Source organism: Roseomonas genomospecies 6 (assembly GCF_008365375.1).
Taxonomy (GTDB): Bacteria; Pseudomonadota; Alphaproteobacteria; order Azospirillales; family Azospirillaceae; genus Azospirillum.
Genome location: NZ_QOKW01000005.1, coordinates 287,496 through 312,658 on the forward strand (window position 1 = coordinate 287,496; position 25,163 = coordinate 312,658).

The window sequence follows — 25,163 nt, forward strand, 5'->3', positions numbered from 1 at the left end:
ACGGTCCGGCCCCTCACGCCGTGCCGGCGGGCTGCTCCCGCAGGACCTTGGTCAGGACGGCCTGAAGATGGGGCGGCAGCACCGGCTTCTGCAGAACCGTCAGCCCGCGGGCGCGCGCGTCGCGCAGCCCTTCGGTGGAGGTGTCGCCGGTGATGATGACGCCCGGCACCTCGGCCCCGGCCTCCGCCCGGATGCGGTCGATGGCCTGCACGCCGGTGCGTCCCTCGCGCAGGCGGTAATCGGCCAGAATGACGTGGGGCGTCTCCCCGGCGGTGGACAGGCGGTCGACGGCCTCGCCCTCGCTTTCGGCGGTGACGACCCGATACCCCCACATCTCCAGCAGAAGATCCAGGGCCTGCAGAACCGTCCGCTCGTCGTCGATCACCATCACGAGCTTGTCGGCCACGAGCTTGTCGGCCACAAGCCTGTCGAGCCCCGGCTTGTTGGGTGCGAGCTTGTTCCGGTTGTCGTCACCCGCGGGAGTCACGGTTTCCAATCCATCCATTCAGAAGGGCCGGTGATCGTGCAGATCAACAGGCGAACAGCCAGAAAAGAGTATCGCACCCGTGAGGCGGGCGCCATGGGACGGGGCGGCTGTGTAGCACAGACATTGGTTTGTTCGGTCAGTACATTTGTCCTATTACCTCCATTGCGTGCCTGTGAGCGGCGCGGCAAAGCCTCGCATTCATAGCGCTTCCCATCAAAAGCATTGAGATGCCGGAGCGCATCGTCCATTCTTCCGGCCCTTCGGACAGTCCTATGACCTTCCTCAGGACGAGCACTATTTTCGGGCGGCGGCAATGACGGGCGAACGCATCTATCTGTACGACACCACGCTGCGCGACGGAGCGCAGACCCAGGACGTGGATTTCTCCGTCGCCGACAAGATCGCCATCGCCCGCGATCTCGACCGTCTGGGCATCGACTATGTGGAAGGCGGCTGGCCCGGCGCCAACCCGACCGACGACCAGTTCTTCGCCGAGGCGCCGGATCTCGCCCGTTCCACCTTCACCGCCTTCGGCATGACCCGCCGTCCGGGCCGCAGCACCGCCAACGACCCGCAGCTCGCCGTCCTGATCCAGTCCAAGGCGCGGGCGGTCTGCATCGTCGGCAAGACCTGGGATTTCCATGTGGACGTGGCGCTGGCCATCCCGCGGGAGGAGAACCTCGAGCTGATCGCCGACAGCATCGCCGCGCTGAAGGCCGCCAAGGGCGAGGCGCTGTTCGACGCGGAGCATTTCTTCGACGGCTACAAGCGCAACCCGGCCTACGCCGCCTCCTGCATCAGGGCCGCCTATGAGGCGGGCGCGCGCTGGGTCGTGCTGTGCGACACCAACGGCGGCACGCTGCCGCACGAAATCGACGAGATCGTCCGCCGGGTGATCGAGGAGCATGGCATCCCCGGCGACCGGCTGGGCATCCACTGCCACAACGACACCGAGAACGCCGTCGCCAACTCGCTGGCCGCGGTGCGGGCCGGGGTGCGGATGGTGCAGGGGACGATCAACGGGCTGGGCGAGCGCTGCGGCAACGCCAACCTCGTGTCCCTGATCCCGTCGCTGATGCTGAAGATGGGCTACGACGTCGGCATCAGGCCCGCCGACTTGCCGCTTCTGACCGAGATCAGCCGCAAGTTCGACGAGCGGCTGAACCGCGCGCCCAACCGCCACGCCCCCTACGTCGGTTCCAGCGCCTTCGCCCACAAGGGCGGGCTGCACGTTTCCGCCGTGGAGAAGGACCCGTCCTCCTACGAGCATGTGGAGCCGGAGTCGGTCGGCAACCGCCGCCAGATCGTCATGTCGGACCAGGCGGGCCGCTCCAACGTCATCGCGCGGCTGCGCGAGATGGGCATGACCGTGGACCCGAAGGACGAGCGGCTGAACCGCCTGCTCGACCTCGTGAAGCAGCGCGACACCGAGGGCTACGCCTACGACACCGCCGAGGCCAGCTTCGAGCTGCTGGTCCGCCGCGAGCTGGGCGAGGTGCCGGACTATTTCACCCTGAAGCGCTTCCACGTCACCGACGAGCGCCGTTACAACGCCAAGGGCGAGCTGGTGGTGGAGTCCGAGGCCGTCGTCCGCGTGAAGATCGGCGGCAAGGAGTATCACGAGGTGGCGTCGGGCAACGGCCCGGTGAACGCGCTGGACACCGCGATGCGCAAGGCGCTGGAGCCGCTCTATCCGTTGCTGGACGGGGTGAAGCTGTCCGACTACCGCGTGCGCATCCTGGCGGCCAAGGACGGCACAGGCGCCATGCCGCGCGTGCTGATCCGCTCGCGCAACGGCGACGGGCAGGAATGGTCCACGCTGGGCGTCTCCACCAACATCATCGAGGCGTCGATGGAAGCGCTGGTGGACAGCTACACCTTCAAGCTGTTCAAGGGAGGAGCGGCGGCGCGGGGGTGACCGTTCTTGGCGGAGTGTCGCTTTGTGGGCCGGGAACCACAAAGACACGAAGACACGAAGATTTTCACGAAGAGGCTTGCGCCCGCCGACGCTCCGGCGCAGGGCGACAGGCTTTGTGAATATCTTTGTGTCCTTCGTGTCTTTGTGGTGAAAATCCGCCGGCGCCCAAGGCGCGTTAACCGTCCGACGACACACCACGCACTGTTTTGAACCGATGACCTCCGGCAAAGACCCCAACCGGCCCTCCGTCCTGGGCGGCCCGACCATCATCCTCGTGCAGCCCCAGCTCGGCGAGAACATCGGCGCCTGCGCGCGGGCCATGCTGAATTGTGGACTGACCGAGCTGCGTCTGGTGAAGCCGCGCGACGGCTGGCCGAACGAGAAGGCGGTGGCCGCGGCGTCGGGCGCCGATCCGGTGCTGGACGGGGCGAAGCTCTACGACACGACGGCGGAGGCCGTGGCCGACCTGAACGTGGTCTTCGCCACCACCGTCCGCACCCGCGGGATGATCCAGGAGTTCATCACCCCGCGCGTTGCCGCGACGGAACTGCGCGCCCATTTCGACGCCGGGCACAAGACGGGCGTGCTGTTCGGGCCGGAGCGCACCGGGCTGGTCAACGACGACCTGACCCTGGCGGAGAAGCTCATCACGGTGCCGCTGAACCCGTCCTTCTCCTCGCTCAATCTGGCTCAGGCGGTCCTGCTGATCGGCTATGAGTGGTTCCAGACCGGGGAGACTCCGCCGGACCGCGTGCTGCACACCGGCCAGACCCGCCCGGCGACCAAGGCGGAGCTTCTGAACTTCTTCGAGCATCTGGAAGGCGACCTGGACCGCACCGGTTTCTTCACGACGCCGGAGAAGCGCCCCTCCATGGTCCGCACGCTGCGCAACGCCATCGAGCGGATGCAGATGACCGAGCAGGAGGTCCGCACCTTCCACGGCGTCATCGCCGCGCTGACCGGACGACGCAAGGGCGAAGCGTAACCCCGCCCCTTAGTTCTTCCCTTCCGGGGCGTATCGCGGCCTATACTGCCCCGCATGGAATACACCCTGCAGCATATGGACGTCGGCCTCGTCCTGCTCGACGGTGATCGGCGCGTGGTGTCGGTCAACGCCGCGGTCGGGCGGATGCTGGGCCGCGACCGTCCGCTGCTGGGCGCCAGCCTGCACGACCTGCATCCACCGGGAAGCCGCGCGAAGGTGGAGCTTCTGCTGGCCGCGGCGCATGACCCGGATTCGCCGGCGGTGGCAAGCTCCATGATGGTGGCGCTGCCCGGACGGACCATCGTGGTGAAGGCCACCGCGCTCCCGTCCGGCGGCGGGGCCGCGCTGGCCCTGATGCTGTTCGAGGTGAACGGGAAAACGCTTCCGGAGCCGGTCGCTCCGCCGCCCGCCGACGCGGCGCCCGAACCCGCCCCGCCGCTGGTGAAGCTGCCGATCACGACGCGCCAGGGCGTGGTGCTGATCGACCCCGCCGACGCGGTTTATGTGCAGGCCGACGGCCACTACACGCGGGTTCACACGGCGGATGGGGCCTTCTTCTGCTCCCTGTCCCTGTCGGAGTTGGAGGCGCGGCTGGACGGGCGGCAGTTTGTGCGGGCGCACCGCCGCTATCTGGTGAATCTGCGCCATGCCCAGGGCATCGACCGCAGCGACGGAGGGGCCGCCTTCATCATGGCCGCTCCCGGTTCCCCCCGCGTTCCCATCAGCCGCGGGCGCATCGAGCGGCTGAAGAAGCTGCTGGCGCTCTGAAGCCTTTCCCCTCACGCGCATCAGGGTTGTTTCCGCCGCCTTGTGACATCCCGCGTCGGTTGATCCGCCTCAATCGCCCTGCCCCGCCGTGGGCGTAGAACAGGGCCATGGCCGGCGTCCGCATGGGGCGGGCGCCACGATGACGAGGGAGATAAGGCCATGGCTTTCCTGGACGACGACCACGCCTATGTGGACCAGCTTGTCGTGGAGTATTACGGCGACCGCCTTGCCGGGCTGGCGCCGGACCGCCTTGCCGCCCTGCACGAGCTTTTCGGCGAGGTGATGTGGCACGAGGGGATCGAGGCGCTGACCCCGCACCGGCTCGACGCGCTTCTTGAGTTCACCGCGGAAGAGTTGCCGCACGCCGCGTAAGTGGTGAGCGCGAACCATTCGCGCAAAGCACCCGCCATTCACGCCGCCCGCCCGCCGTTCGTGCAGAGGGTCTTGTCCCTGGACCCGCCGTCCGCGATGAGAAAGGTCACCGCCGCCTCATCCGTGGGAAACACGACCGTGGACGCAACCGACACCCCCGACCGCTACGTCTCCTTCAAGGGCATCGACTGCGAGGGCAACTCCCGCCGCATCATCGAGCGCCTGTACATGCACATCGACGACCCGGCCAAGACCAACGCCTTCTGGGAGCGTTTCCGGGCGAAGCTGGCCGTGGCCGACGATCCGTTGAAGCGTCAGGCGGACGGGCTGTGCCTGCTCTGCGCCAACGTCTATTACATCTCCGACCTGTTCGAAGAGCATGAGGACGAGGAAGGGCTGGCGATGCTGCGCAAGCTCGAGGACGAGTGCTGCTGACGCGCAGCTTTGGACTCATTGGTTTGACAAGGCGCGCCGAATCCGTATAGTGCGCGCCTTCACTCCTGGGAAAGCGGGCGTGCCTCTTGTTTGCGCCCCGTCCGCGGCCTGTTCCGCGGAACTACCGGGACAAAACCAACTCGTGTTTCATCGAGGACCAAAATGGCCAAGCGTCAACAGTCCAAGTACAAGATCGACCGCCGCCTCGGCGTAAACCTCTGGGGCCGCGGCAAGTCGCCGATCAACAAGCGTGAGTATGGCCCGGGCCAGCACGGCCAGCGCCGCAAGAAGCCGTCCGACTACGGCCTGCAGCTCATGGCGAAGCAGAAGCTGAAGGGCTACTACGGCAACATCGGCGAGAAGCAGTTCCGCCGCATCTACGCCGAGGCCGTGCGCCGCAAGGGCGACACCGGCGAGAACCTGGTGGGCCTGCTGGAGCGCCGCCTGGACGCGGTGGTCTACCGCATGAAGTTCGCGCCGACCCCGTTCGCCGCGCGCCAGATCATCAACCACGGCCACATCCTGGTCAACGGCCGCCGCCTGAACATCCCGTCGGCCCAGATCAAGGAAGGCGACACCATCGAGGTGCGCGCCAAGTCCAAGCAGATGGCCCTCATCCTGGAGGCCGCCGCCTCGGGTGAGCGCGACACCCCGGACTATCTGGAAGTCGACACGGGCGCCCTGAAGGGCCGCTTCGTCCGCGTCCCGCTGCTGGCCGACATTCCGTACCCGGTCCAGATGGAACCGAACCTGGTCGTCGAGTTCTACTCGCGCTGACCGTTCGGCCCAGCCGACACAAGAAAGGCCGCGCCTCCGGGCGCGGCCTTTTTCGTTTGGGGGTTGGGCGGTCGCCGCGGCCGGTGCTACTGTCATGGAGCATCGGGCGACGGAGACGGCAATGCACATCTCGCGGCTGGCCGCCGACAACATGGCTCTGATTCCCCAGGAAGTCCGCGACGCCTTGGGCTTGAAGGAAGGCGACCCGATCCTGTTCTCCGTGAGGGACGGGCAGGCCGTGATCCGCAAAGCGCCTGTGGTCGATACCGTCTATCTGCGATCGCTTGAAGGCAGCCTCTCGGAATGGACCTCGCCGGAGGACGACGAGGCGTTCGATGATCTTTGACCGCTGGTCCGTGGTGGTCCTTCCATTTCCCTTCACCGATCTCGACACGGCCAAGCGACGGCCCGTGCTGGTTCTCTCATCGGAAGAGTTTCAGCGGACCCATGAGCACATCCTGTGCGGCATGATCACGAGCGCCACCCACAGCGCGTGGCCTTCGGATGTGGACTTGACCGGCTATGCCGAGGCCGGCCTGAAGAAGCCTTGCAAGTTCCGCTGTAAGATTTTTACGCTCCAGGACGATCTGGTGCTCTATCGCCTCGGCATGTTGGCCGAAGCGGATCGGCTGGCCGTCACGGCGATGACGTCCGACCTGCTGCCTCGGTAGGCCGTTCTCTTCCCAAGAAAAAGCCGGAACCCTTGCGGGTCCCGGCCTTGAGGTGCGGGGATCGGGGGCAATCCCCGCGGGGGAGAGGGATCAGGCGTCGGCCGTTTCCAGCGCCGGATAGTCGGTGTAGCCGCGGGCGTCGCCGCCGTAGTAGCTGGCCTTGTCCGGCGTGTTCAGCGCCGCGTTGCGGCGGAAGCGCTCCGGCAGGTCCGGGTTGGCGATGAAGGGCTCGCCGAAGCTCACCGCGTCCGCCGCACCGGCGGCGATGGCCGCCTCGGCTTGCTCCTTGCTGTAGCCGCCGTTGATGATGAAGGGGCCCTTGAAGATCCGGCGCAGCTCCGCCGCGAGGTGCGGGGCGCCTTCCGGCGGCGCCATGTGGTGGCCCGGCTGGCCTTCGATGACGTGCAGGAAGGCGAGGCCGTAGGGGTTCAGCGCCTCCACGACGTGGGTGTAGAGCGCGCGGGGATCGCTGTCCGCCATGTCGTTGAAGGTGCCGGTCGGCGACAGCCGCAGGCCGACACGGCCCGCGCCGACGGCGGTGGTCACCGCGTCCAGGATCTCCAGGAGGAAGCGCGCCCGGTTCTCCACGCCGCCGCCATAGCGGTCGGTGCGCTTGTTGCTGCGGTCGCGCAGGAACTGGTCGATCAGATAGCCGTTGGCGCCGTGGATCTCCACGCCGTCCAGGCCGGCATCGAACACCGCGCGCTTGGCGGCGTCGGCGAAGGCCTTGACCAGACCGGGGATCTCGTCGGTCTCAAGGGCGCGCGGCGTGGGGAAGGGCACCAGGCCCTTGCTGGTGTAGGACTGGCCGGCGGCGGCGATGGCCGAGGGAGCGACCGGCAGGGCGCCGTTCGGCTGGAATTCCGTGTGGGAGATGCGCCCGACGTGCCAGAGCTGCGCGGCGATCAGCCCGCCCTTGGCATGGACCTCCTCCGCGATGCGGCGCCAGGCGAGCGTCTGCGCGTCGGTGTGGATGCCCGGCGTGCTGGGATATCCCTGACCCGTGGCCGAAACCTGCGTCGCCTCGGTGATGATGAGGCCGGCGGACGCGCGCTGCCCGTAATAGTCGGCCATCAGCGGCGTGGGGACGTTGCCTTCGCCCGCGCGGCTGCGGGTCATCGGCGCCATGACGACGCGGTTCGGCAGTTCCATGGAGCCAAGACGCAGCGGCGTGAACAGGTCGGCGGTGGTCATGATGCGGTTGCCCTCTCGATTCAAAATCGGGTTCCGAAGCTGGAGGCCCAAAGTCGGCTTCCGGGGTTCCGCGGGTTGGGCGGCGCCCGGTATGTATGTGCGTACATACTTACTGCTTCGAGCGGGCTTGTCAAGTATGCGCGTGCATACCTATTATCAATTCAGCCGCCATATCGGCCGCCATAGGGATCGGCGGCCTGTTCGAGGGCCTTATCGTGGATGACTCCGTTCCCAAGACCGACGACCCGACCGTCGATGACGGCTGCTGCGCCGCCGGACCCGACGCGCCCGCCCGCAAGCGCGATCGCGAGGCGACCAAGGGCGCCCTGCTGGACGCTGCCAAGATGGTGTTCGCCGAACGCGGCTTCGACGCCGCGACGACGCGCGACATCGCCGGGCGCGCGGGCGTGAACGAGCAGTTGATCCAGCGCTATTTCTCGGGAAAGGCCGGGCTGCTGCTGGCCGTGGTGGAACGCTACGGGCGGGAGGAGGGTAGCGGCTGCGTCCTGCCGCCGCCCGGCGACGATCTGGAGGAGGAGTTGGCGGCTTTCCTGCTGCACCAGCTCCGCCACGCCTGGAAGTGCCGCGACTTCACGCGGGTGATGCTCGCCCGCGCGCTGGTCGATCCGGACATCGCGAACGAGATGGCCCGCACCCTGTCGGAAAGCCGCATCCCCTGCCTGCTCGGCCGGCTGGAAATCTTCCGCGCGCGGGGAGCCATCGCGCCCGACGCCGACCTCGCCAACGTCGCGGCGGGCATCGCCACGCTCAGCTTCGGGTTGGGCTTCCTGGATCAGGTGGTGTTCGGGCGCTGCCCGAACCGGGTCAACGAGGTGGTGCGAACGCTGGCCCACACCATGGCCCACGGCCTTGCGCCGCGGGCCTGACGGCCATCGTCAGTCCCCCCGGCAGGCGGCGGCGCGGGCCTGCTCGGCGCGGGCTTCGGCGCGGGCCGCCCGGTGGGTGAACAGAGCGTCCGCCGAATAGAGCGCCAGCGCCACCCAGATGCAGCCGAAGGCCAGGAGGTGGGACGAGGTGAAGGCCTCCCCATAGACCGCCACGCCCAGAAGCAACTGCCCGGTCGGGCCGATGTATTGCAGGATGCCGATGGTGGACAGTTTCAGCCGGGCGGCGCCGACCATGAACAGCACCAGCGGGATGGCCGTCACCGGTCCGGTCAGGATGATCAGCAGATCGGTGCCGAGGCCGTGCACGCCGAAATTCCCCGCCCCGTGGGCGCTCAACCACAGCAGATAGGCGATGGCCGGCGGCACCAGAAGCGCCGTTTCCACGAGCAGCCCGATCAGCGGGTCGATGGCCGCCTTCTTGCGCACCAGCGCGTAGACCCCGAAGGTCAACGCCAGCGACAGAGCCACCCAAGGAACCTCCCCGTAGGACAGGACGAGGCTCAGGACGCCCGCCGTCGCGATCAGCACGGCCACGCCCTGCCGCTTCGACAGCCGTTCCTGGAGGAAGGCCATGCCCAACAGCACATTGATGATCGGGTTGATGTAATAGCCAAGGCTCGACTGGATCATGTGGCCATTGGTGACGGCCCAGATGAAGATGGTCCAGTTGCTGCCGATCAGCGCCGTCGTCACCACGAAGACGCCCAGCCGCCGCCAGCTTCCCACCCCGCGCACGATGCCGGACAGGCCGCGCGTCGGCACCAGCCACAGCCCGACCAGCACCACGGTCCACAGCACCCGGTGGGCGACGATCTCCACCGCCCCGACGTTGCCGAGCTGCTTGAAGAAGACCGGCGCCACCAGCCCCCAGATCAGGAAAGCGGCCAGAGCGGCGGCGAAGCCCGTGGTGGCGGGGTTTCGCCCGTCGCCCTGCGGCATGGAAAGGGTTTGGTTTTGGGCCATGATCCCCTTTACCATGCTCAAGAATTGGGCGATATGGGCGGTGCCTCATGCCCGCACTGCGCGCCGGGAATGCCGTAGATCGCGCAGGGGCTTTGCCGCTCAACCCCCTCCACCACCTCCACCGCTTCCACCGCCTCCGGAGCCGCTTCCGCTGCCCGTGGAACCCCCGCCGCCCGTGGAACCACTTGCTCCGCCCGTGGGTGCGCTGCCGGAGGGTGGTGCGCCGGAGGGGGAGACGCCTTGCGGCATCGGGCCGGACGAACCGGCGGACGAACCGGCGGACGAACCGGTGGACGAACCGGACATGCCGCGGCCCGACGGCGCGTTCCTGCCGACGCCTTCGCCGCGGACCAGTTCACGGGCCTCGCGCAGCCGGGTCACGCAGCCGTCCGGATCGCCCTTTCCGGCGGCGGACCGGGCCTCGCCCAGCAGGCCGCGCAGGCGGTCCTTCTGCTCTCCAGAGAGGGCGGTGGTGCTGCGCCCGCCGGCCATCGCCCTGTCCCCCATGAACAGATCGGAGAAGCGGGACACCTCGTCGCGGCAGGCGGTCAACCGCTCCTGTTTCGGGACCGTGCCATCCTGGCCCTGCGCCTGGGCGGGAAGGGTCATCAAAGCCAGCAACGCCGCCGCTGGGAGCACACGCCTGTTCATGACCGGGCCTCCTGTGCCGTGCCGACACCTCCGCGAAATCGTCGTCAACGGAAACAGGCAGTGCGCGGCGGCGGTTCCGCCAAAGGAAAAGGGCCCCGCGGTGGCGGAGCCCTTTTCGCTGCCTTGACGGGATCGGCGGGTCAGGCGTTGGCGCCCGTCGCGACACCCTTGTCGGTCAGCAGGGTCTGCAACTCGCCCGACTCGTACATCTCGCGCACGATGTCGCAGCCGCCGACCAGTTCGCCTTTCACGTAGAGCTGCGGGAAGGTCGGCCAGTTCGAATAGTCCTTCAGCCCCTGGCGCAGGCCCGGGTCCTCCAGGATGTTCACCCCCTTGAACTTCACGCCGACGGTGCTGAGCACCTGGACGACGGCGGCGGAGAAGCCGCACTGCGGGAAGACGGGCGTGCCCTTCATGTACAGCACGACATCGTTGCCCTTGATGTCCTGCTCGATGCGGTCCTTGACGTTCTGGTCAACCATGTCTCTCGACCTTCTTCCGATGTAATCGTGTCTTCGCTTGGGTGTCTTGGCTGGTGTGCCGTCTCACGCGCCTTCCGGCACGGCGGTCGTCAGGGCCAGCGCGTGCAGTTCGCCGCCCATCTTACCCTGAAGCGCGGCATAGACCATCTGATGCTGCTGCACGCGGGACTTTCCCTTGAAGGCCGCCGACGTGACCAGCGCGGCGTAATGGTCGCCGTCGCCGCGCAGGTCGGCGATCTCCACCGTCGCGTCCGGAATGCCTTCCTTGATCAGCTTTTCGATCACCGCGGCTTCCATCGCCATGGCCGTCATCCCGTTCCGTCTCACCATGCCCTTGCGGGCCTCGCCGGTATAATTAGGCGGGGCGGCGAGGTTTGTCATCGGAGAAGCGACGACATTCCGCGGTGCGAAGGGTTGGGGGCAAGACTCCGCCGCAAAACGAAAAAGCCGGGCGACGCTTCCGCCGCCCGGCCTTCCGTTTCTCAACCGCGTCCGATCACTCGGCGGCGGCCATGTAACCCGGCAGCCACGCCTCGTTGGCCTTCTTCAGCCGGTCGATGGTGATCGCCTCGCCGCCACGGCCGGTCAGGGCCGTGCCGTTGGTCTTGCCGAGCACGCTCACCGGCACGCCGGCGGCCTTCGCCTTCTCCTGCACCGCCGCGGCCTTCTCCGGACGGACGGCCAGGACGTAGCGGCCCTGGTCCTCGCCGAACAGAACGCCCGCGTCGGCGCCGTCGAGGCCCGACAGGTTGGCGCCGATGCCGCCGGCCATGGCCATCTCGGCGACGGTGACCAGCAGGCCGCCGTCCTGGATGTCGTGGCTCGACACCACCAGACCCTCGGCGATCAGGCCGCGCACGAACTCGCCGTTGCGGCGCTCCACCGCCAGATCGACCGGCGGCGGCGGGCCTTCCTCGCGGCCCAGGATTTCCCGCAGGTAGAGCGACTGGCCGAGATGGCCCTTGGTTTCGCCCACCAGAAGGATCGTGTCGCCCTCGTTCCGGAAGGCGATGCCGACCGCGATCATGGCGTCGGGCAGCAGGCCGACGGCGCCGATGGCCGGGGTCGGCAGGATCGCCTCGCCGTTGGTCTCGTTGTAGAGCGACACGTTGCCCGACACGACCGGGAAGTCCAGCGCGCGGCAGGCGTCGGCCATGCCCTGGATGGCGCCGACGAACTGGCCCATGATCCGCGGCTTCTCGGGGTTGCCGAAGTTCATGTTGTCGGTGACGGCCAGCGGCAGGGCGCCGACGGCGGACAGGTTGCGGTACGCCTCGGCCACCGCCTGGGCGCCGCCGCGCACCGGGTCGGCGAGGCAGTAGCGCGGGGTGCAGTCGGTGGTGACGGCGATGCCCTTGGTCTGGCCGGGCAGACGCACCACGCCCGCGTCGGCCTGACCGGACATGAAGCGGGTGTCGCCGTTCACGAGGCTGTCATACTGCTCCCAGATCCAGCGCTTGGACGCCTGATCGGGGCAGGACATGATTGTTTCCAGGATGTCGCCCAGCGTCCTGTCCGCCGGAAGGGCGCGCACGGCGTCCTCCAGTTCCGCGGCGGGCGGGGTCGGCTCCCACGGGCGGTCATAGAGCGGCGAGGCGTTGGAGACCGGCGCGATCGGCATGTCGCACCAGGTCTGGCCGTGCATCTTGATGACCAGCTTGCCGGTGTCGGTCAGCGTGCCGATCACGGCGAAGTCCAGCTCCCACTTGTCGAAGATCGCCTTGGCGACCTCCTCGCGGCCGGGCTTCAGGATGATCAGCATGCGCTCCTGGCTTTCGGAGAGCATGATCTCGTAGGGGGTCATCCCCTCCTCGCGCATCGGCACGTCGTCGAGCACCAGCTCGATGCCGAGCCCGCCCTTGCCGGCCATCTCGACCGAGGAGGAGGTCAGGCCCGCGGCGCCCATGTCCTGGATGGCGACGATGGCGTCCGTCTCCATCAGCTCCAGGCAGGCTTCGATCAGCAGCTTCTCGGTGAAGGGGTCGCCGACCTGCACGGTCGGGCGCTTCTCCTCCGAATCCTCGCTGAACTCGGCGGACGCCATGGTGGCGCCGTGGATGCCGTCGCGGCCCGTCTTGGAGCCGACATAGACCACCGGATTGCCGACGCCCGCGGCGGCGGAATAGAAGATCCGGTCGGCCTTGGCGACGCCCACGGTCATCGCGTTGACCAGGATGTTGCCGTTGTAGGCCGGGTGGAAGTTGGTCTCGCCGCCGATGGTCGGCACGCCGACGCAGTTGCCGTAATGGGCGATGCCGGCCACCACGCCCGACACCAGATGGCGGGTCTTGGGGTGGTCGGGCGCGCCGAAGCGCAGCGCGTTCATGTTCGCGATGGGCCGGGCGCCCATGGTGAACACGTCGCGCAGGATGCCGCCCACGCCCGTCGCCGCGCCCTGGAAGGGCTCGATGTAGGACGGGTGGTTGTGGCTCTCCATCTTGAAGATGATGGCGTCGCCGTCGCCGGCATCGACCACGCCGGCGTTCTCGCCGGGGCCGCAGATGACCTGCGGGCCGGTGGTCGGCAGCGTCATCAGCCACTTCTTCGACGACTTGTAGGAGCAATGCTCCGACCACATCACCGAGATGATGCCCAGTTCCGTGTAGGTCGGCTTGCGTCCCAGGATCTCCAGGGCGCTGTTGTATTCCCCTTCGGACAGGCCGAACTCGCGGGCCATCTCCAGGGAGACTTCGGGCTGCTGCGCGGTGGTCACGACAGGGCCTCCACCAGACCGTCGAACATGGGCTTGCCGTCGGTGTTGCCGTGGAAGGCGGACACCGCGTCCTCGGGGTGCGGCATCAGGCCGAGCACGGTGCGCTTGGCGTTGAAGATGCCGGCGATGTTGTCCAGCGAACCGTTCGGGTTCCAGTCGTTCGGATTCCAGCGCGGGTCGGCGCTGCCTTCGCCGCTGACGTAGCGGAAGGCCACCTGGCCCTCGCCGTCCAGCCGCTTCACCGTCTCCGCGTCGGTCCAGTAATTGCCGTCGCCGTGCGCCACGGGATAGCGGACGATTTGGCCCTTGCGGTACTTGGCCGTGAAGGGGCTGTCCGTGTTCTCCACCCGCAGATGCACGGTGCGGCAGATGAACTTCAGCTTGGCGTTGCGCATCAGCGCGCCGGGCAGCAGACCCGCCTCGGTGATGATCTGGAAGCCGTTGCAGATGCCGAGCACCCGCACGCCCTGATCGGCCCGCGCCTTGACCTCGCGCATGATCGGCGAGTGCGCCGCCATGGCGCCGGAGCGCAGATAGTCGCCATAGGAGAAGCCGCCCGGCACGAGGATGAGATCGACCTTGGGCAGTTCGGTGTCGCGGTGCCAGACCAGATGCGGCTTGGTTCCGCTGGCGGCCTCCAGCGCGGCGACGGCGTCGCGTTCGCGGTTGGAGCCGGGGAAAACGATGACGGCGGCCTTCATGGGGCTTGGAAAATCCGGCGTCGTGGGGGGAACGGTTCGAGGCCGGACACTAAAGGCCCCGCCCCGGCAAAGCAAGGGCAAGGACCCCCAGTTTCTCCCTTATCGGCCCTGCGTCGGCGCTCCGGCAGCCTGTTCGCGCAGCCAGTCGGGGAAGGCGGGCGCCTCGGTGTGGCCGCGCTGGCGGCTTTCCAGCAGGTAATAGTGGCCGGACACCACCCCCTCGGCCCCCAGCGGGGCGGTCAGCCGTCCGGTGTCCAGCGGGCGTTCCACGAACAGCCGCGGCACGATGGCGACTCCCAGCCCGTCCTCCGCCGCCTGGATGGCGAAGTAGGTGTGATCGACCTCCATCCGGCTGCGGAAGGCGTCCAGCTCCAGCCCGTGCGCGGTGCTCCAGGCCGGCAGCAGGTCGGCGCGGGCGCGGATGGTGATGACCGTCCGGCGGGTCAGGTCGGCGGGGCTGCGCAGCGTCTCCAGCCCCGGCAGCGACGGGCTGCACACCGGCACGCAACGCTCGCGCATCAGAGGCAGCGGCTTCAGCCCGGCGAAATGGGCGGGGTCGCGGCGGATCGCGTAGTCAAAGGGGCGGCTGGTGTCGATGGGGCCGGGGGCGGTGGACAGCGACACCGCCAGCTCCGGGAAGCGCTGCTGGAACAGGGGCAGGCGCGGCAGCAGCCAGTGCATGGCGAAGGTCGGGATGCAGTCCACCCGAAGCGTCCGCCGCCCGTCGCCGTCGAGAAGCGTGTCGGTCGCCTGCTGGATTTCGGTGAACAGGTCGGCGATGCGCGTGAAGTAGCGCGCGCCGGCCTCGGTCAGCCGGACCTGCCGCTGGCTGCGGTCGAACAGGGAGATGCCGAGGAAGAGTTCCAGGCTGCGGATCTGGCGGCTGACCGCGCCGGGGGTGACGTTCAGCTCCTCCGCGGCGAGGCGGAAGCTGGAATGGCGGGCGGCGGCGACGAAGGCCCGCAGGGCGTTCAACGGCGGAAAGCGGGTGGACATCGGTTGAGTTTTTCTCACCAATCGGCGGAAGACAAGTCGTTTGTCCGCGCATGGGGACGCTGGCTAGGGTGGCGCCGGTTCCCGCGTTGTCTTCCCGGTCCCCCATGTCGCACATCACCCGCCGGCTGGTCTGGTTCCTCGGCGTCTCGCAGCTCCTGTGCTGGGGGATTTCCTATTACCTGATCGCCATTTTCGGAAACCCCATGGCCGCCGATCTGGGGCTGAGCCTGCCGGTCGCCTTCGGCGGTTTCACGGCGGCGCTGCTGGTCATGGGGGTGGTGTCGGGCAGCGTCGGGCGGGCCATCGACCGCTGGGGCGGGCGCCCGGTGATGGTCGTCGGCTCGCTGCTGACGGCGGCGGGATGCCTGGGGCTGGCGTCCTCCACGGGGCTGGTGAGCTATTACGCCTCCTGGCTGGTGCTGGGGCTGGCCATGCGGGCGAGCCTGTACGAGGCGGCCTTCGCCGCCCTGGCCCGGCTGGGCGGCCCGCTGGCGCGGGTGCCGATCTCGCAGATCACGCTGCTGGGCGGGCTGGCCTCCACGGTCCTGTGGCCGGTGGGGCAGGCGATGGCCGACGCCTGGGGCTGGCGTGGCGCGCTGGTCGCCTACGCCGTCATCGCGCTGCTGACCATCCCGCTGCACGCCGCCATTCCGTCCGACCGCTATGTGCGTCCGCCGGCGCCCGCTGGAACGGAGCCCTCCGGGGCGGCGGACCCGGGGCGGCGGCGCTGGGTGGCGCCCGTGTTCTACATGGTGATGACCACGGTGGTGGGGGTGCTGACATCGGCCATGTCGGCGCACATGATCGGCATCCTGGTGGGGCTGGGGGCGGCGCCCGCGGCGGCGGTGTGGATTTCCACGGTCCGCGGAGTCGGCCAGTCCTCGGCCCGGCTGTGCGAGCTGCTGTCCGGCTCCCGCCTGCACCCCGCTTCCCTGGCGCTGATCGCCTGCGGCCTGCCGGTGCCCGGCTTCCTGATCGGGTTGTGGAGCGGGGACGCGGTGGCTGCGGGCGTCGCCTTCTCCCTGCTGTTCGGAGCGGGCGCCGGGCTGTCGACCATCGTGCGCGGCACGCTGCCGCTGGTGCTGTTCGACCCGCAGAGCTACGGCCGGACCGTCGGGCGGCTGCTGGTGCCCAGCTTCTACGCCGCCGCCCTGGCGCCGATGGGCTACGCGGTCATCATCGAGCGGGCGGGGGAGACGGCGGCGCTTCTGCTGTCGGCGGTGCTCGCGCTCGTGGCGGTGGGGGCGGCGGGCGTGCTGTGGGCCACCAGCCGCCGCTGAGTCGTCAATCGCCGCCGTTCAGCCGCTTGTTCCAGTCCTCCACGCCCTGCGCCAGCCGGCGCTCGGCCAGGGTGCGCCAGGTCTGTGCCAGCACGGGCAGGGAGGCCATCTCGGCCAGCGCGTCACGGTTCAGCGTGTCCACATAGAGGACGTGCAGCAGCCGGGCGAGCGTCCATTGCGGGTAGGGGCGCTCCACCAGGGACAGCCGGTCGCCGGGGCCGATCACGCCGGGTTCCGGCACGCGATAGTACCAGCCGGTGCGCCCGGTGGTCTGGACGCGCTTGGCCATGTCGGGCACGGCGAAGCGGTGGTTCAGCTTCCAGCAGGGCTGGCGGGCCTGGGCGACCTCCAGCAGGGCGGTGCCGGCGCGGAAGCGGTCGCCGACGCAGACGTCCGACTCGGTCAGGCCCAGAGTGGCGATGTTCTCGCCGAAGGCGCCGGGCTGGCCGAGCAGCGGCACGTCTCCGCCCAACTCGTCCCGCCACGCCGTGTGGTGGTCCAGGGGATAGTGGTGGATGGCCTTGTCCGGCCCGCCATGGACGCGGCGGTCCGCCTGCTCGTCCTCCAGGAAGCCTTCGGGGCCGACCGGACGGGGGCCGTCCACCGGGGACTTGGCGATGGCGCTGGTGCGCCCCGGCGGACCGAAGGCGGCGACCTTGCCGACGAGGACGGCGGTGATGGTGGTTTCGGTCACGGTGTCGTCTTTCTCCTGGGCGTCTTCGTCTCTCTGGCCTGCTCCTGCAAGGCCACGTAATGGTGCCAGACGAGCTGCGCGGCGAGGCTGCGGTGCGGGCGCCAGGGTTCGGCGACGGCCATGAGCTGCGCCTGGGTCGGCTTCTCCGGCCAGCCCTTCAGCCGCTGCACGCCCAGTTGGATGGCAAGGTCGCCCACCGGCCAGATGTCCGGCCGCCCGAGCGCCATCATCAGGTAGATTTCGGCGGTCCAGCGCCCGATGCCCTTCAGCGCGATCAGGGCCGCGATGGCCTCCTCGTCGTCCATCCGGTGAATGGCGTCGAAGTCCAGCCGCCCGTCCGCGACGGTCTGGGCCAGCCCGCGGGCGTAGCCGATCTTCTGGCGCGACAGGCCGCAGGCGCGCAGGTCGTCGTCCGGCAGGGCCAGGATGGCGTCGGGATTCACCACCCCCACCATGGCCTGGAGCTTCGCCCACAGCGCCGCGGCGACCTTGGTGGACAACTGCTGTTCGATGATCAGGCAGAGCAGGCCGGAAAAGCCGTCCGGGCGGCGGAAGTCGCGCACCGTCGGACCGCCGACGCGCAGGGACTCGGCGAAGATGGGATCGAGCGCGGAGAGATGGTCGATGGACATGGTGGAACGAAAATGGGGGATGCGCGGCGGTTGCGCATCCCCCATTTTCCGACAGGCAGGATTGAGCGGAGGAAGCCTCAGGCCACCAGCTCGATCGCGTAGTCTTCGATCACGGTGTTGGCCAGCAGCTTGGTGCACATGGCCTCGACCTCCTTGCGGGCGGCGGCCTCGTCGCTGCTCTTGAGCTGAAGCTCGATGACCTTGCCGGCGCGGACGTCCTCGACGCCGTCGAAGCCCAGCGTGTGCAGCGCGTGCGCGATGGCCTTGCCCTGGGGGTCGAGAACGCCGCGCTTGAGGGTGACGTGAACCTTCGCCTTCATCGGATGTCCGCTCGTTTGATGGTGCTGATGGGTGGGGGATAAGGGGTTACTGAACCGACTTCCTATTGGACGGTCTTGGGACCCTTGACGTCCACCGGGCCGCCTTCGGGCAGGATGCCGAGGCGCCGGGCAACCTCCTGGTAGGCTTCCTCGACCTGGCCGAGGTCCTGGCGGAAGCGGTCCTTGTCCAGCTTCTCGTTGGTCTTGATGTCCCACAGGCGGCAATTGTCGGGGCTGATCTCGTCGGCCAGGACGATGCGCATCTCCTCGTTCTCCCACAGCCGGCCGAACTCCAGCTTGAAGTCCACCAGCCGCAGGCCGATGCCGAGGAAGAGGCCCGACAGGTAGTCGTTCACGCGCAAGCTGAGCGCCACCATGTCGTCGAGGTCCTGCGGAGCCGCCCAGCCGAAGGCCGTGATGTGCTCCTCCGTGACCATGGGATTGTTCAGCTCGTCGGACTTGTAATAATACTCGATGATCGAGCGCGGCAGCGGAGTCCCCTCCGGGATGCCGAAGCGCTTGGACAGCGAACCGGCGGCGGTGTTGCGCACGACCAGCTCGATGGGGATGATCTCGACCTCGCGAACCAGTTGCTCGCGCATGTTCAGGCGGCGCACGAAATGCGTCGGCACGCCGATTTCCGACAAACGGCTCATCAGGTATTCGGAGATGCGGTTGTTCAGCACCCCCTTGCCGGTGATGATGCCCTTCTTCTGGTTGTTGAAGGCGGTCGCGTCGTCCTTGAAGTACTGCACCAGCGTGCCCGGCTCCGGACCTTCGAACAGGACCTTCGCCTTGCCTTCGTAGATGCGCCGACGTCGTGTCATGAGAGATCGTCCAAAAACGTGTAGCCTGGGCCGGCGGGTGACCGGTCCAGGGGATATGCACGAGTGATATAGCAAGCTGGCCCTGGGAACACAATGCGCGGGGCCGGCCATGCACTCACAGCCTCGGCCTCGGCCACAGCCTCAGCCCAACGCGACCGGTTCCCACGGCGTCTCGTGGGGGCGGCCCGCGGCGAAGTGCCAGACGGGGTCCAGATCCGGCCTTTCCACGGCGGGCAGGGCGATCAGCGCGCTGGACACCGTGCCGAATCCGGTCGGCAGCAGGAAGTTCATCGCCCCGCGCTCCCCCCGCCCGCCGTCCCAGATTCGGCTCGCCAGCAGGTCCGGCCAGCCGCCCCACGGGCTTCCGGCTCCGCCGTTCTCAGGATCGGGCGGCGCGGCGTGGCGGAAGAGGGGGAGATACTGGGCCTGCCGGGGGTCCTCCTCCACATCGTCCAGATCGCTGGCGGTGATCATGTGCACGCCGGCGGGAATCTCGATCACCTCCGGACGGTTGCGCGGGGAGGGGCCGCGGTGCACCAGCAGCCGGGCGTCGCGGTTGTCGGCGATCAGCAGGTTGAAGGGGCGGTAGGCCCGCGTGTCGAGCTGCGCCATGGCCAGGGCCGCCTCCGCCGCGTCGGCGAAATCCAGCGCGTCGAGCACCAGTTCGCCGCGCGACCGCTTGCCGGCCTCCGGCCCCAGCGTGCCCATGCGGTTCAGGACGGCGGCGACCACGCCTTCGTCGTTCATCCCCAGCCAGGAGCCGCCGGCCAGCTCGTCCAGCCCGGCGACCACGTTGGGACGGTCGGGCCAGTGGCGCGCCGGAGCCTTCCAGGGGCGCCCGGCCATCTCGTCGCGGTTGGCGCCCAGGATCAGGGGCCATGTTGCGTCCGGTCGTCGCAGGAGGATCACGCTGCACATGGGGAATCTTGCCTTCCGCTTCCCTCTTGGGTATGTCGCCGCACGCCGGATTCGCCGATTGGCCGGAGGGTGGGGGCGATGACGACGCCCGTTCCACCGGCTATATAGTCTTGTATCTGGGAGCGCAAAACCATTCCAAGGAGCCGGGTCCCATGACGACCTTCGACGAGCGCGAGAGGGCCTTCGAGAACAAGTTCCAGCACGACCAGGACCTGCTCTTCAGGATTCGCGCACGCCGCGACCGGCTGGCGGGGCTGTGGGCCGCGGGTCTGCTGGGCCTGACCGGGGGCGAGGCCGACGCCTATGTCCGCCAGATCATCGACGCCGACATTTCGGCCACCGGTCCGCACGACATCCGCGACCGGCTGGCCGCCGACCTGCATGCCAAGGGCGTGGACATTTCCGACCACCGGGTGGAGAAGGAACTGGCTCAACTGCTGGAGGTCGCCCGCCGGCAGGTGCATGCGGAGTAAGGTTGTCGCGTGGGAAGGGTATTGCCCCCTCCCTGACCCTCCCCCGCTTCGCAGGGGAGGGAACTAATCCCTCCCTTGCCTAAGGCGGGGGAGGGTCAGGGACCCGCGGCGAAGCCGTGGGAAGGGTGGGGGCTCCGAGGATCAGCGAAGCCCCCAATCCCTCACTCCCCGAACACGCGCTTGAACACCGTGTCGACGTGCTTCGTGTGGTAGGTCATGTCGAACATCGGGGCCAGCGTCTCGCGGGAGATGTGCTTCGCCACGTCGGCGTCGGACGACAGCAGGTCGAGGAAGTTGCCGCCGTTCTCCCACACCTGCATGGCGTTGCGCTGCACCGCCTTGTAGCTGTCCTCGCGGCTCATCCCGGCCTGGGTCAGGGCCAGCAGGACGCGCTGCGAGAAGACCAGGCCGCCCAGGTCGTCCAGGTTCTTCTGCATGCGCTCCGGATAGACAACCAGCTTGTCCATCATGCCGGTCAGGCGGCCCAGCGCGAAGTCCAGCGTCACCGTGGCGTCGGGGCCGAACATGCGCTCGACCGAGCTGTGGGAGATGTCGCGCTCGTGCCACAGGGCGACGTTCTCCAGCGCCGGGACGACGGCGGCCCGCACGATGCGCGCCAGACCGGTCAGGTTCTCCGACAGCACCGGGTTGCGCTTGTGCGGCATGGCCGAGGAGCCCTTCTGGCCCGGATGGAAATACTCCTCCGCCTCGCGCACCTCGGTGCGCTGGAGGTGGCGGATCTCCACGGCCAGATTCTCGATGGAGGACGCGATGACGCCCAGCACCGAGAAATAGAAGGCGTGACGGTCGCGCGGGATGACCTGGGTGGACACCGGCTCCGGCGTCAGCCCCATCTTGGCGGCGACGTGCTGCTCCACCCGCGGGTCGATGTTGGCGAAGGTGCCGACCGCGCCCGAGATGGCGCAGGTGGCGATGTCGGCGCGCGCCTGGACCAGACGCTCCCGCCCGCGGGCGAAGGCGGCGTAATGGCCGGCCAGCTTCAGGCCGAAGGTCGTCGGCTCGGCGTGGATGCCGTGGCTGCGCCCGATGGTGACGGTGTCCTTGTGCTCGTAGGCGCGGCGCTTCAGCACGGCCAGCAGCTTGTCCAGATCGTCCAGCAGCAGGTCGGCGGCCTGGGTCATCTGCACGGCGAGGCAGGTGTCCAGAACGTCCGACGAGGTCATGCCCTGGTGGACGAAGCGCGCCTCCGGCCCGACATGCTCGGCGAGGTTGGTCAGGAAGGCGATGACGTCGTGGCGGGTCTCCCGCTCGATCTCGTCGATGCGGTCGATCTCCCACTTGCCGCGCTCCCACACGGCGGCGGCGGCCTCCTTCGGGATGACGCCCAGCTCCGCCTGCGCGTCGCAGGCGTGCGCCTCGATCTCGAACCAGATGCGGAACCGGTTTTCCGGCTCCCAGATGCGGGCCATTTCGGGGCGGGTGTAGCGGGGGATCATTATTCTTCTCCTGGTTGCGGCGCGCCGTAGATACCAAGGTCGCGAGAAAGCCTTGGAATTCTAATGGCTTGGCGGTGTCGCGATGACGGTTTCAAGACGGTTCGGGAGGACGGTCGGTGATGGCTATTTGGTGGCTCTTCCACATCGCGACGGCATGCTTCCTCCGCGTAAGGATGCGCCATCCTCAACCCCGCTTTAAGGCGTTGATCTAGCGCGTCTTTTTCGCGTTGGCCTTGCACAGTGCCGCCTACCGTAATTTTTACCAGTGATCTCAAGAGCTTAACGGGTAATTTCGGGGAAGGAATCGTGATGGCTCCTCCAGTGAGGCGCAAAATCAGACTGACCGATGCTGCTGTCAAGAAACTTCCCATCGGTCGGTCCTGGGATACGGAGATCGGAGGATTCGGGGTCAAGGTCTATGCGTCGGGTAAGGCGCAATTCATCCTTCGCTATCGCGGTCAACAGAAGCAGCAGCGGGAATTCAGGCTTGGGCAGGTCGGCGTGATTGGGGCCGATGAAGCTCGTAGCAAGGCGAAGATCTTGGTGGGCAAAATCATGGAAGGCTCTGATCCAGCATGGGACCGCAAAGTCGGATTGGCCTCAGCGCGAACCTTCAATGAGGTGATCGACAGGTATCTTGAATGGGCGGACGGGCACCACAAGGAAACCTCCTTGGCAGAAGTTCGTCGCTATTGTCGCCTGCATATCCGCCCACGGTTCGGCGAGTTCCCGGTTACGAGCATGAGTCGGGGAATGGTCCAGCAGGCTTACGACAAGATGCGACAGGGACCGCATTTCCGCGCAAAGATGATTGCATGGGCGCGCTCGATTTGGACCTGGGGCGAGAAGCGTGAACTTGTCGGTGACGCTCGTAACCCATTTGTGATCGACGTCGGTGTTTCCAAACCACGACGGTCAAGGGTGTTGACCGCAGAAGAATACGAGCGTCTATGGGCAGCTATCGAAAAGCACCGCTACCGTGGAGCCATGAAGAACGTGTCGCTTTGGGCGATTGAGTTCATGATGCTTTCACCGCTTAGGAAAACCGAGGTCTTTCGTCTGCGCTGGGAAAACGTGGATATCAATCGTGGCATCATCAGAGTTGTTCAACACAAGACGGATCAGAAGGACGGGGCGCTTGAGGTTCACATCAGCGCACCGCTGAAGCGGCTGCTGAAGAGGATGCCCAGGTCATGCGAATGGTTGTTTCCAACGCCGGATTCGGCGACGGGACACATCATGAGCCTGGATCGTGCTTGGTCGCAGATCAGAAAGGATGCAGGGTTGTTGAGTGATGATCGTGTCACACTTCATGATCTGCGTCGAAGTTGGAATAGCGTGGGCGCAACGCTGGGGTATGGTCCAAGCGTGATGGGAAAGGTGATCGGAAACTCTGCTCGCGTAAACGAGCGCCATTACTGGCATTTGCAGGAGGCCCAACGGCGCGAAGTTACAGGTAACGTTGCGGAAGCCATCGCGGGGTTTGCAAACCGCAACTGTAGAGGGAATGGAGAGACGAGTTCGTTAGAAGGCCGTCCTCCCGAACCGTCTTGAAACCGTCATCGCGACACCGCCAAGCCATTAGAATTCCAAGGCTTTCTCGCGACCTTGGTATCTACGGCGCGCCGCAACCAGGAGAAGAATAATGATCCCCCGTCATACCGGTCAAGAGGGGATTCGGCGTTCATGGTCAGCGCGGTAGCGCGAAGGGCTACACGGCTGGGCCAGCATCCAGCCACCATAGGGGTTGGCTGCCTGCTTCGGTTGGTGGAGCCGAGGAGGGTCATACATGCCTCATGTTGATCCGGTACGACAAGCCCGCTGGTCAAGTTTGCCTCGAAGCAGAGCCGTTGTGTTGAATCCTGCCGTCGTGGTTGTCGGCACGCTCTCATCTGATGCCAAGGGCATCAGATGAGAGGCGTCGCGGCGATCTCCTTCTTCACCTTCTGCACCGTGCCGACGCCGCATCCAACGAGCTTCGCGGTCTTGTGGATGCCATGCCCGGCGTCGAGTTCCCGCCGGATGCGGGCAAGGATGGCATCGCTGGTCTTGGGACGTCCGAGACGCCGCCCTTCGGCGCGGGCGCGATTGAGGCCCGCCCGGATGCGGTCCTGGATCATGGCGCGCTCGAACTCCGAGAAGATGCCCAGCATCTGGAACATGGCACGCCCCGCAGGGGTGGTGGTGTCCAGGCCCTGCTGGTGGAGGTAGAGGCCGACGCCGCGCGCGTTGATCTCGCCGAGGAAGGCGACAAGGTCCTGGAGGGAGCGGCCCAGGCGATCCACGCTCCACGCGGCGATCAGGTCGAACTCCCGGCGGGCCACGCCTTTCAGGAGGCGGTCGAAGCCGGGGCGCTGATCGCGTCCCTTGGCTCCGCTGATGCCTTCATCCCGGAACACTTCGACGATGGTCCAGCCGAGGTGCTGGGCGACCTGGGTGAGGTCTCGAAGCTGGTTCTCGACGGTTTGGTTTCGGTCGGTACTGACTCGGGCGTAGATGGCGACCCTCATGCCGTCCTCCGTGTGATTGCTCCTACCCTATGCGGAGGTCACGCGGCGGCGGTTCGGGCAAGCCCGTCAGGAATCATGTGGTTCTTGTACTGGGGGAGAACCGGACAAACGAGCCAGCATCCGTGCGGGTTCCAACCAGCCTCGGATGGTGGGGATTCTTGTACAGCCCTGCGCGACTTCTCCATCGGCGTTGCGGCTGGTCATACGAGGGCGGGCCGACGCTGACCACCTCCAAGCCTCTTGGGCACGCTTCCAAGCAAATGACGCTCCGCTACGTACATCTTGCTCTGGATGCTCTGGACGGCGCGATCATGCCGCTCGACACCGGCGCTGCGCCAGCGCCTCACGTGTGAGCACCGGCGCGTCAAGAGAACTGTCCGTAGTGATCCCTCGTTCGGCCCTGCTGGAGTGTGCGGCGCTAATGGTGCCGTTCGGACATGTGACGGTGCCCTACCCATCGGTTGCAGTGTCACACTACAGCCAGCGATCTAACGCCGAAGAGTACAGGCTTGCTCTCGGCGCGCCATTGATTGCGCGGCTTTTCAGCGGAAGTCTACGGGAAATCTGGAGGTTCCATGTCCCGGAAGATCGACCTGTTCATCATGCAGAGCGGCGAACTGCTCGATGGTCCGCTCACCGACCGTCCAGTGCGCCGTCGTCCTGATGGGGTGGCAGGGGCGGTCTACCGAGGGATGGTCTACCCGTTGCAAGTCGGCGGCGTCATCGATCTTGACGACGAGCCGTGTGCCAAGAGCGAGTGCGGGTTTGTCCAGTGGGACGAGGCGATCCCCTACGCTACCGTTGCCGACGTACGAAGCAGTATCCTGGCATCTAAATTTTTACTCGACGGGCAATGGACCATCGAGACGAACAGCTATGGGCACTACCTGGTTTTCGATGGACAGTAAGCGTTACGAGCGCCCCCTTCTTCCCGAACCGGGTTCCATGATCGAGATTACGCGCGGACTCACGGGACGCGGAGGGTGCGATGGAGGATGGCGTCAGGCTTCATCCCAGACTTGAAGGCATGG

Annotated in this window: 29 protein-coding genes; 13 read left to right on the forward strand and 16 right to left on the reverse strand. The window is 67.2% G+C overall.

What is annotated here, in order from left to right; genetic code table 11:
* Positions 1–13: 13 nt before the first annotated feature.
* Positions 14–487, reverse strand: coding sequence for a response regulator (locus tag DS843_RS09510; RefSeq protein ID WP_167525248.1), 474 nt, complete (start codon positions 485–487; stop codon positions 14–16).
* A gap of 313 nt (positions 488–800) precedes the next feature.
* On the opposite strand from DS843_RS09510, the gene cimA reads away from it, so the two are divergent.
* The 8 genes from cimA (at position 801) to DS843_RS09550 (ending at position 6,413) form a co-directional block, all read left to right on the forward strand.
* Positions 801–2,405, forward strand: coding sequence for a citramalate synthase (gene cimA, locus DS843_RS09515; RefSeq protein WP_149468636.1), 1,605 nt, complete (start codon positions 801–803; stop codon positions 2,403–2,405).
* Between the two features lie 214 nt (positions 2,406–2,619).
* Positions 2,620–3,390: an RNA methyltransferase gene (locus DS843_RS09520; protein ID WP_149468637.1), complete on the forward strand. Its 771-nt coding sequence runs from the start codon at positions 2,620–2,622 to the stop codon at positions 3,388–3,390.
* A gap of 54 nt (positions 3,391–3,444) precedes the next feature.
* Entirely contained in the window at positions 3,445–4,158 is a 714-nt protein-coding gene (locus tag DS843_RS09525; RefSeq protein WP_149468638.1) for a PAS domain-containing transcriptional regulator, read from the forward strand.
* 159 nt (positions 4,159–4,317) lie between these two features.
* Positions 4,318–4,530 (forward strand): hypothetical protein, encoded by a 213-nt coding sequence (locus DS843_RS09530; RefSeq protein ID WP_149468639.1) that lies wholly within the window; start codon positions 4,318–4,320, stop codon positions 4,528–4,530.
* Positions 4,531–4,668: 138 nt separating this feature from the next.
* A complete protein-coding gene (gene cowN / locus DS843_RS09535) occupies positions 4,669–4,965 on the forward strand; it encodes a N(2)-fixation sustaining protein CowN (protein ID WP_149468640.1) in 297 nt (98 codons plus the stop codon).
* Between the two features lie 162 nt (positions 4,966–5,127).
* Complete coding sequence (rpsD, locus tag DS843_RS09540) at positions 5,128–5,742, forward strand: 30S ribosomal protein S4 (protein ID WP_149468641.1); 615 nt, start codon at positions 5,128–5,130, stop codon at positions 5,740–5,742.
* A gap of 121 nt (positions 5,743–5,863) precedes the next feature.
* Positions 5,864–6,088, forward strand: coding sequence for an AbrB/MazE/SpoVT family DNA-binding domain-containing protein (locus DS843_RS09545; RefSeq protein ID WP_149468642.1), 225 nt, complete (start codon positions 5,864–5,866; stop codon positions 6,086–6,088).
* Positions 6,078–6,413: a type II toxin-antitoxin system PemK/MazF family toxin gene (locus DS843_RS09550; protein WP_149468643.1), complete on the forward strand. Its 336-nt coding sequence runs from the start codon at positions 6,078–6,080 to the stop codon at positions 6,411–6,413. Before DS843_RS09545 ends, DS843_RS09550 begins: the two co-directional genes overlap by 11 nt.
* Before the next feature lie 90 nt (positions 6,414–6,503).
* On the opposite strand, the gene DS843_RS09555 is transcribed toward DS843_RS09550, so the two are convergent.
* A complete protein-coding gene (locus DS843_RS09555) occupies positions 6,504–7,607 on the reverse strand; it encodes an alkene reductase (protein ID WP_149468644.1) in 1,104 nt (367 codons plus the stop codon).
* A gap of 215 nt (positions 7,608–7,822) precedes the next feature.
* On the opposite strand from DS843_RS09555, the gene DS843_RS09560 reads away from it, so the two are divergent.
* Positions 7,823–8,494, forward strand: coding sequence for a TetR/AcrR family transcriptional regulator (locus tag DS843_RS09560; RefSeq protein ID WP_149468645.1), 672 nt, complete (start codon positions 7,823–7,825; stop codon positions 8,492–8,494).
* A gap of 9 nt (positions 8,495–8,503) precedes the next feature.
* Here the strand turns inward: DS843_RS09560 and rarD are convergent, their stop codons facing one another.
* The 7 genes from rarD to DS843_RS09595 form a co-directional block, all read right to left on the reverse strand.
* Entirely contained in the window at positions 8,504–9,478 is a 975-nt protein-coding gene (rarD, locus tag DS843_RS09565) for an EamA family transporter RarD (RefSeq protein ID WP_149468646.1), read from the reverse strand.
* A gap of 99 nt (positions 9,479–9,577) precedes the next feature.
* Entirely contained in the window at positions 9,578–10,129 is a 552-nt protein-coding gene (locus DS843_RS31120; protein WP_167525237.1) for a hypothetical protein, read from the reverse strand.
* Between the two features lie 140 nt (positions 10,130–10,269).
* Positions 10,270–10,611, reverse strand: coding sequence for a Grx4 family monothiol glutaredoxin (grxD, locus tag DS843_RS09575; RefSeq protein WP_149468648.1), 342 nt, complete (start codon positions 10,609–10,611; stop codon positions 10,270–10,272).
* Between the two features lie 63 nt (positions 10,612–10,674).
* On the reverse strand, positions 10,675–10,914 hold the full coding sequence (locus tag DS843_RS09580; protein ID WP_149468649.1) for a BolA family protein: 240 nt from the start codon (positions 10,912–10,914) through the stop codon (positions 10,675–10,677).
* A gap of 193 nt (positions 10,915–11,107) precedes the next feature.
* On the reverse strand, positions 11,108–13,288 hold the full coding sequence (gene purL, locus DS843_RS09585) for a phosphoribosylformylglycinamidine synthase subunit PurL (protein ID WP_149468679.1): 2,181 nt from the start codon (positions 13,286–13,288) through the stop codon (positions 11,108–11,110).
* Positions 13,289–13,320: 32 nt separating this feature from the next.
* Entirely contained in the window at positions 13,321–14,025 is a 705-nt protein-coding gene (gene purQ / locus DS843_RS09590) for a phosphoribosylformylglycinamidine synthase subunit PurQ (protein ID WP_149468650.1), read from the reverse strand.
* Positions 14,026–14,124: 99 nt separating this feature from the next.
* Positions 14,125–15,021 (reverse strand): LysR substrate-binding domain-containing protein, encoded by an 897-nt coding sequence (locus DS843_RS09595; protein ID WP_149468651.1) that lies wholly within the window; start codon positions 15,019–15,021, stop codon positions 14,125–14,127.
* 104 nt (positions 15,022–15,125) lie between these two features.
* Between DS843_RS09595 and DS843_RS31125 the strand changes: the two genes are divergently transcribed.
* Complete coding sequence (locus DS843_RS31125) at positions 15,126–16,301, forward strand: MFS transporter (protein ID WP_167525249.1); 1,176 nt, start codon at positions 15,126–15,128, stop codon at positions 16,299–16,301.
* 4 nt (positions 16,302–16,305) lie between these two features.
* On the opposite strand, the gene DS843_RS09605 is transcribed toward DS843_RS31125, so the two are convergent.
* The 5 genes from DS843_RS09605 to DS843_RS09625 all read right to left on the reverse strand — a co-directional run bounded on the left by DS843_RS09605 (position 16,306) and on the right by DS843_RS09625 (position 19,692).
* The gene (locus DS843_RS09605; protein WP_149468652.1) at positions 16,306–16,995 is read right to left on the reverse strand and encodes an MOSC domain-containing protein; all 690 of its coding nucleotides are present in this window, start codon (positions 16,993–16,995) and stop codon (positions 16,306–16,308) included.
* Positions 16,992–17,627, reverse strand: a complete 636-nt coding sequence (locus tag DS843_RS09610; protein WP_149468653.1) for a DNA-3-methyladenine glycosylase family protein — start codon at positions 17,625–17,627, stop codon at positions 16,992–16,994. The genes DS843_RS09605 and DS843_RS09610 overlap by 4 nt, the downstream gene beginning before the upstream one ends.
* A gap of 77 nt (positions 17,628–17,704) precedes the next feature.
* A complete protein-coding gene (gene purS / locus DS843_RS09615; protein WP_149468654.1) occupies positions 17,705–17,947 on the reverse strand; it encodes a phosphoribosylformylglycinamidine synthase subunit PurS in 243 nt (80 codons plus the stop codon).
* Positions 17,948–18,009: 62 nt separating this feature from the next.
* The gene (gene purC, locus DS843_RS09620; protein ID WP_014239519.1) at positions 18,010–18,774 is read right to left on the reverse strand and encodes a phosphoribosylaminoimidazolesuccinocarboxamide synthase; all 765 of its coding nucleotides are present in this window, start codon (positions 18,772–18,774) and stop codon (positions 18,010–18,012) included.
* Between the two features lie 141 nt (positions 18,775–18,915).
* Positions 18,916–19,692: an NRDE family protein gene (locus DS843_RS09625; protein ID WP_149468655.1), complete on the reverse strand. Its 777-nt coding sequence runs from the start codon at positions 19,690–19,692 to the stop codon at positions 18,916–18,918.
* 152 nt (positions 19,693–19,844) lie between these two features.
* Here DS843_RS09625 and DS843_RS09630 point away from each other — a divergent pair, with 152 nt between their 5' ends.
* Complete coding sequence (locus DS843_RS09630; RefSeq protein WP_149468656.1) at positions 19,845–20,165, forward strand: DUF1476 domain-containing protein; 321 nt, start codon at positions 19,845–19,847, stop codon at positions 20,163–20,165.
* Between the two features lie 161 nt (positions 20,166–20,326).
* Here DS843_RS09630 and purB read toward each other — a convergent pair whose 3' ends face one another.
* The gene (purB, locus tag DS843_RS09635) at positions 20,327–21,622 is read right to left on the reverse strand and encodes an adenylosuccinate lyase (RefSeq protein WP_149468657.1); all 1,296 of its coding nucleotides are present in this window, start codon (positions 21,620–21,622) and stop codon (positions 20,327–20,329) included.
* A gap of 309 nt (positions 21,623–21,931) precedes the next feature.
* On the opposite strand from purB, the gene DS843_RS09640 reads away from it, so the two are divergent.
* Positions 21,932–23,176 carry a tyrosine-type recombinase/integrase gene (locus DS843_RS09640; protein ID WP_149468658.1) on the forward strand — a complete coding sequence of 415 codons (1,245 nt, stop codon included), beginning with the start codon at positions 21,932–21,934 and terminating at the stop codon, positions 23,174–23,176.
* A gap of 353 nt (positions 23,177–23,529) precedes the next feature.
* Here DS843_RS09640 and DS843_RS09645 read toward each other — a convergent pair whose 3' ends face one another.
* Complete coding sequence (locus tag DS843_RS09645) at positions 23,530–24,132, reverse strand: recombinase family protein (RefSeq protein WP_149468659.1); 603 nt, start codon at positions 24,130–24,132, stop codon at positions 23,530–23,532.
* A 575-nt stretch (positions 24,133–24,707) separates the two neighbouring features.
* Between DS843_RS09645 and DS843_RS09650 the strand changes: the two genes are divergently transcribed.
* Positions 24,708–25,040: a hypothetical protein gene (locus DS843_RS09650; protein WP_149468660.1), complete on the forward strand. Its 333-nt coding sequence runs from the start codon at positions 24,708–24,710 to the stop codon at positions 25,038–25,040.
* Positions 25,041–25,163 lie beyond the last annotated feature (123 nt).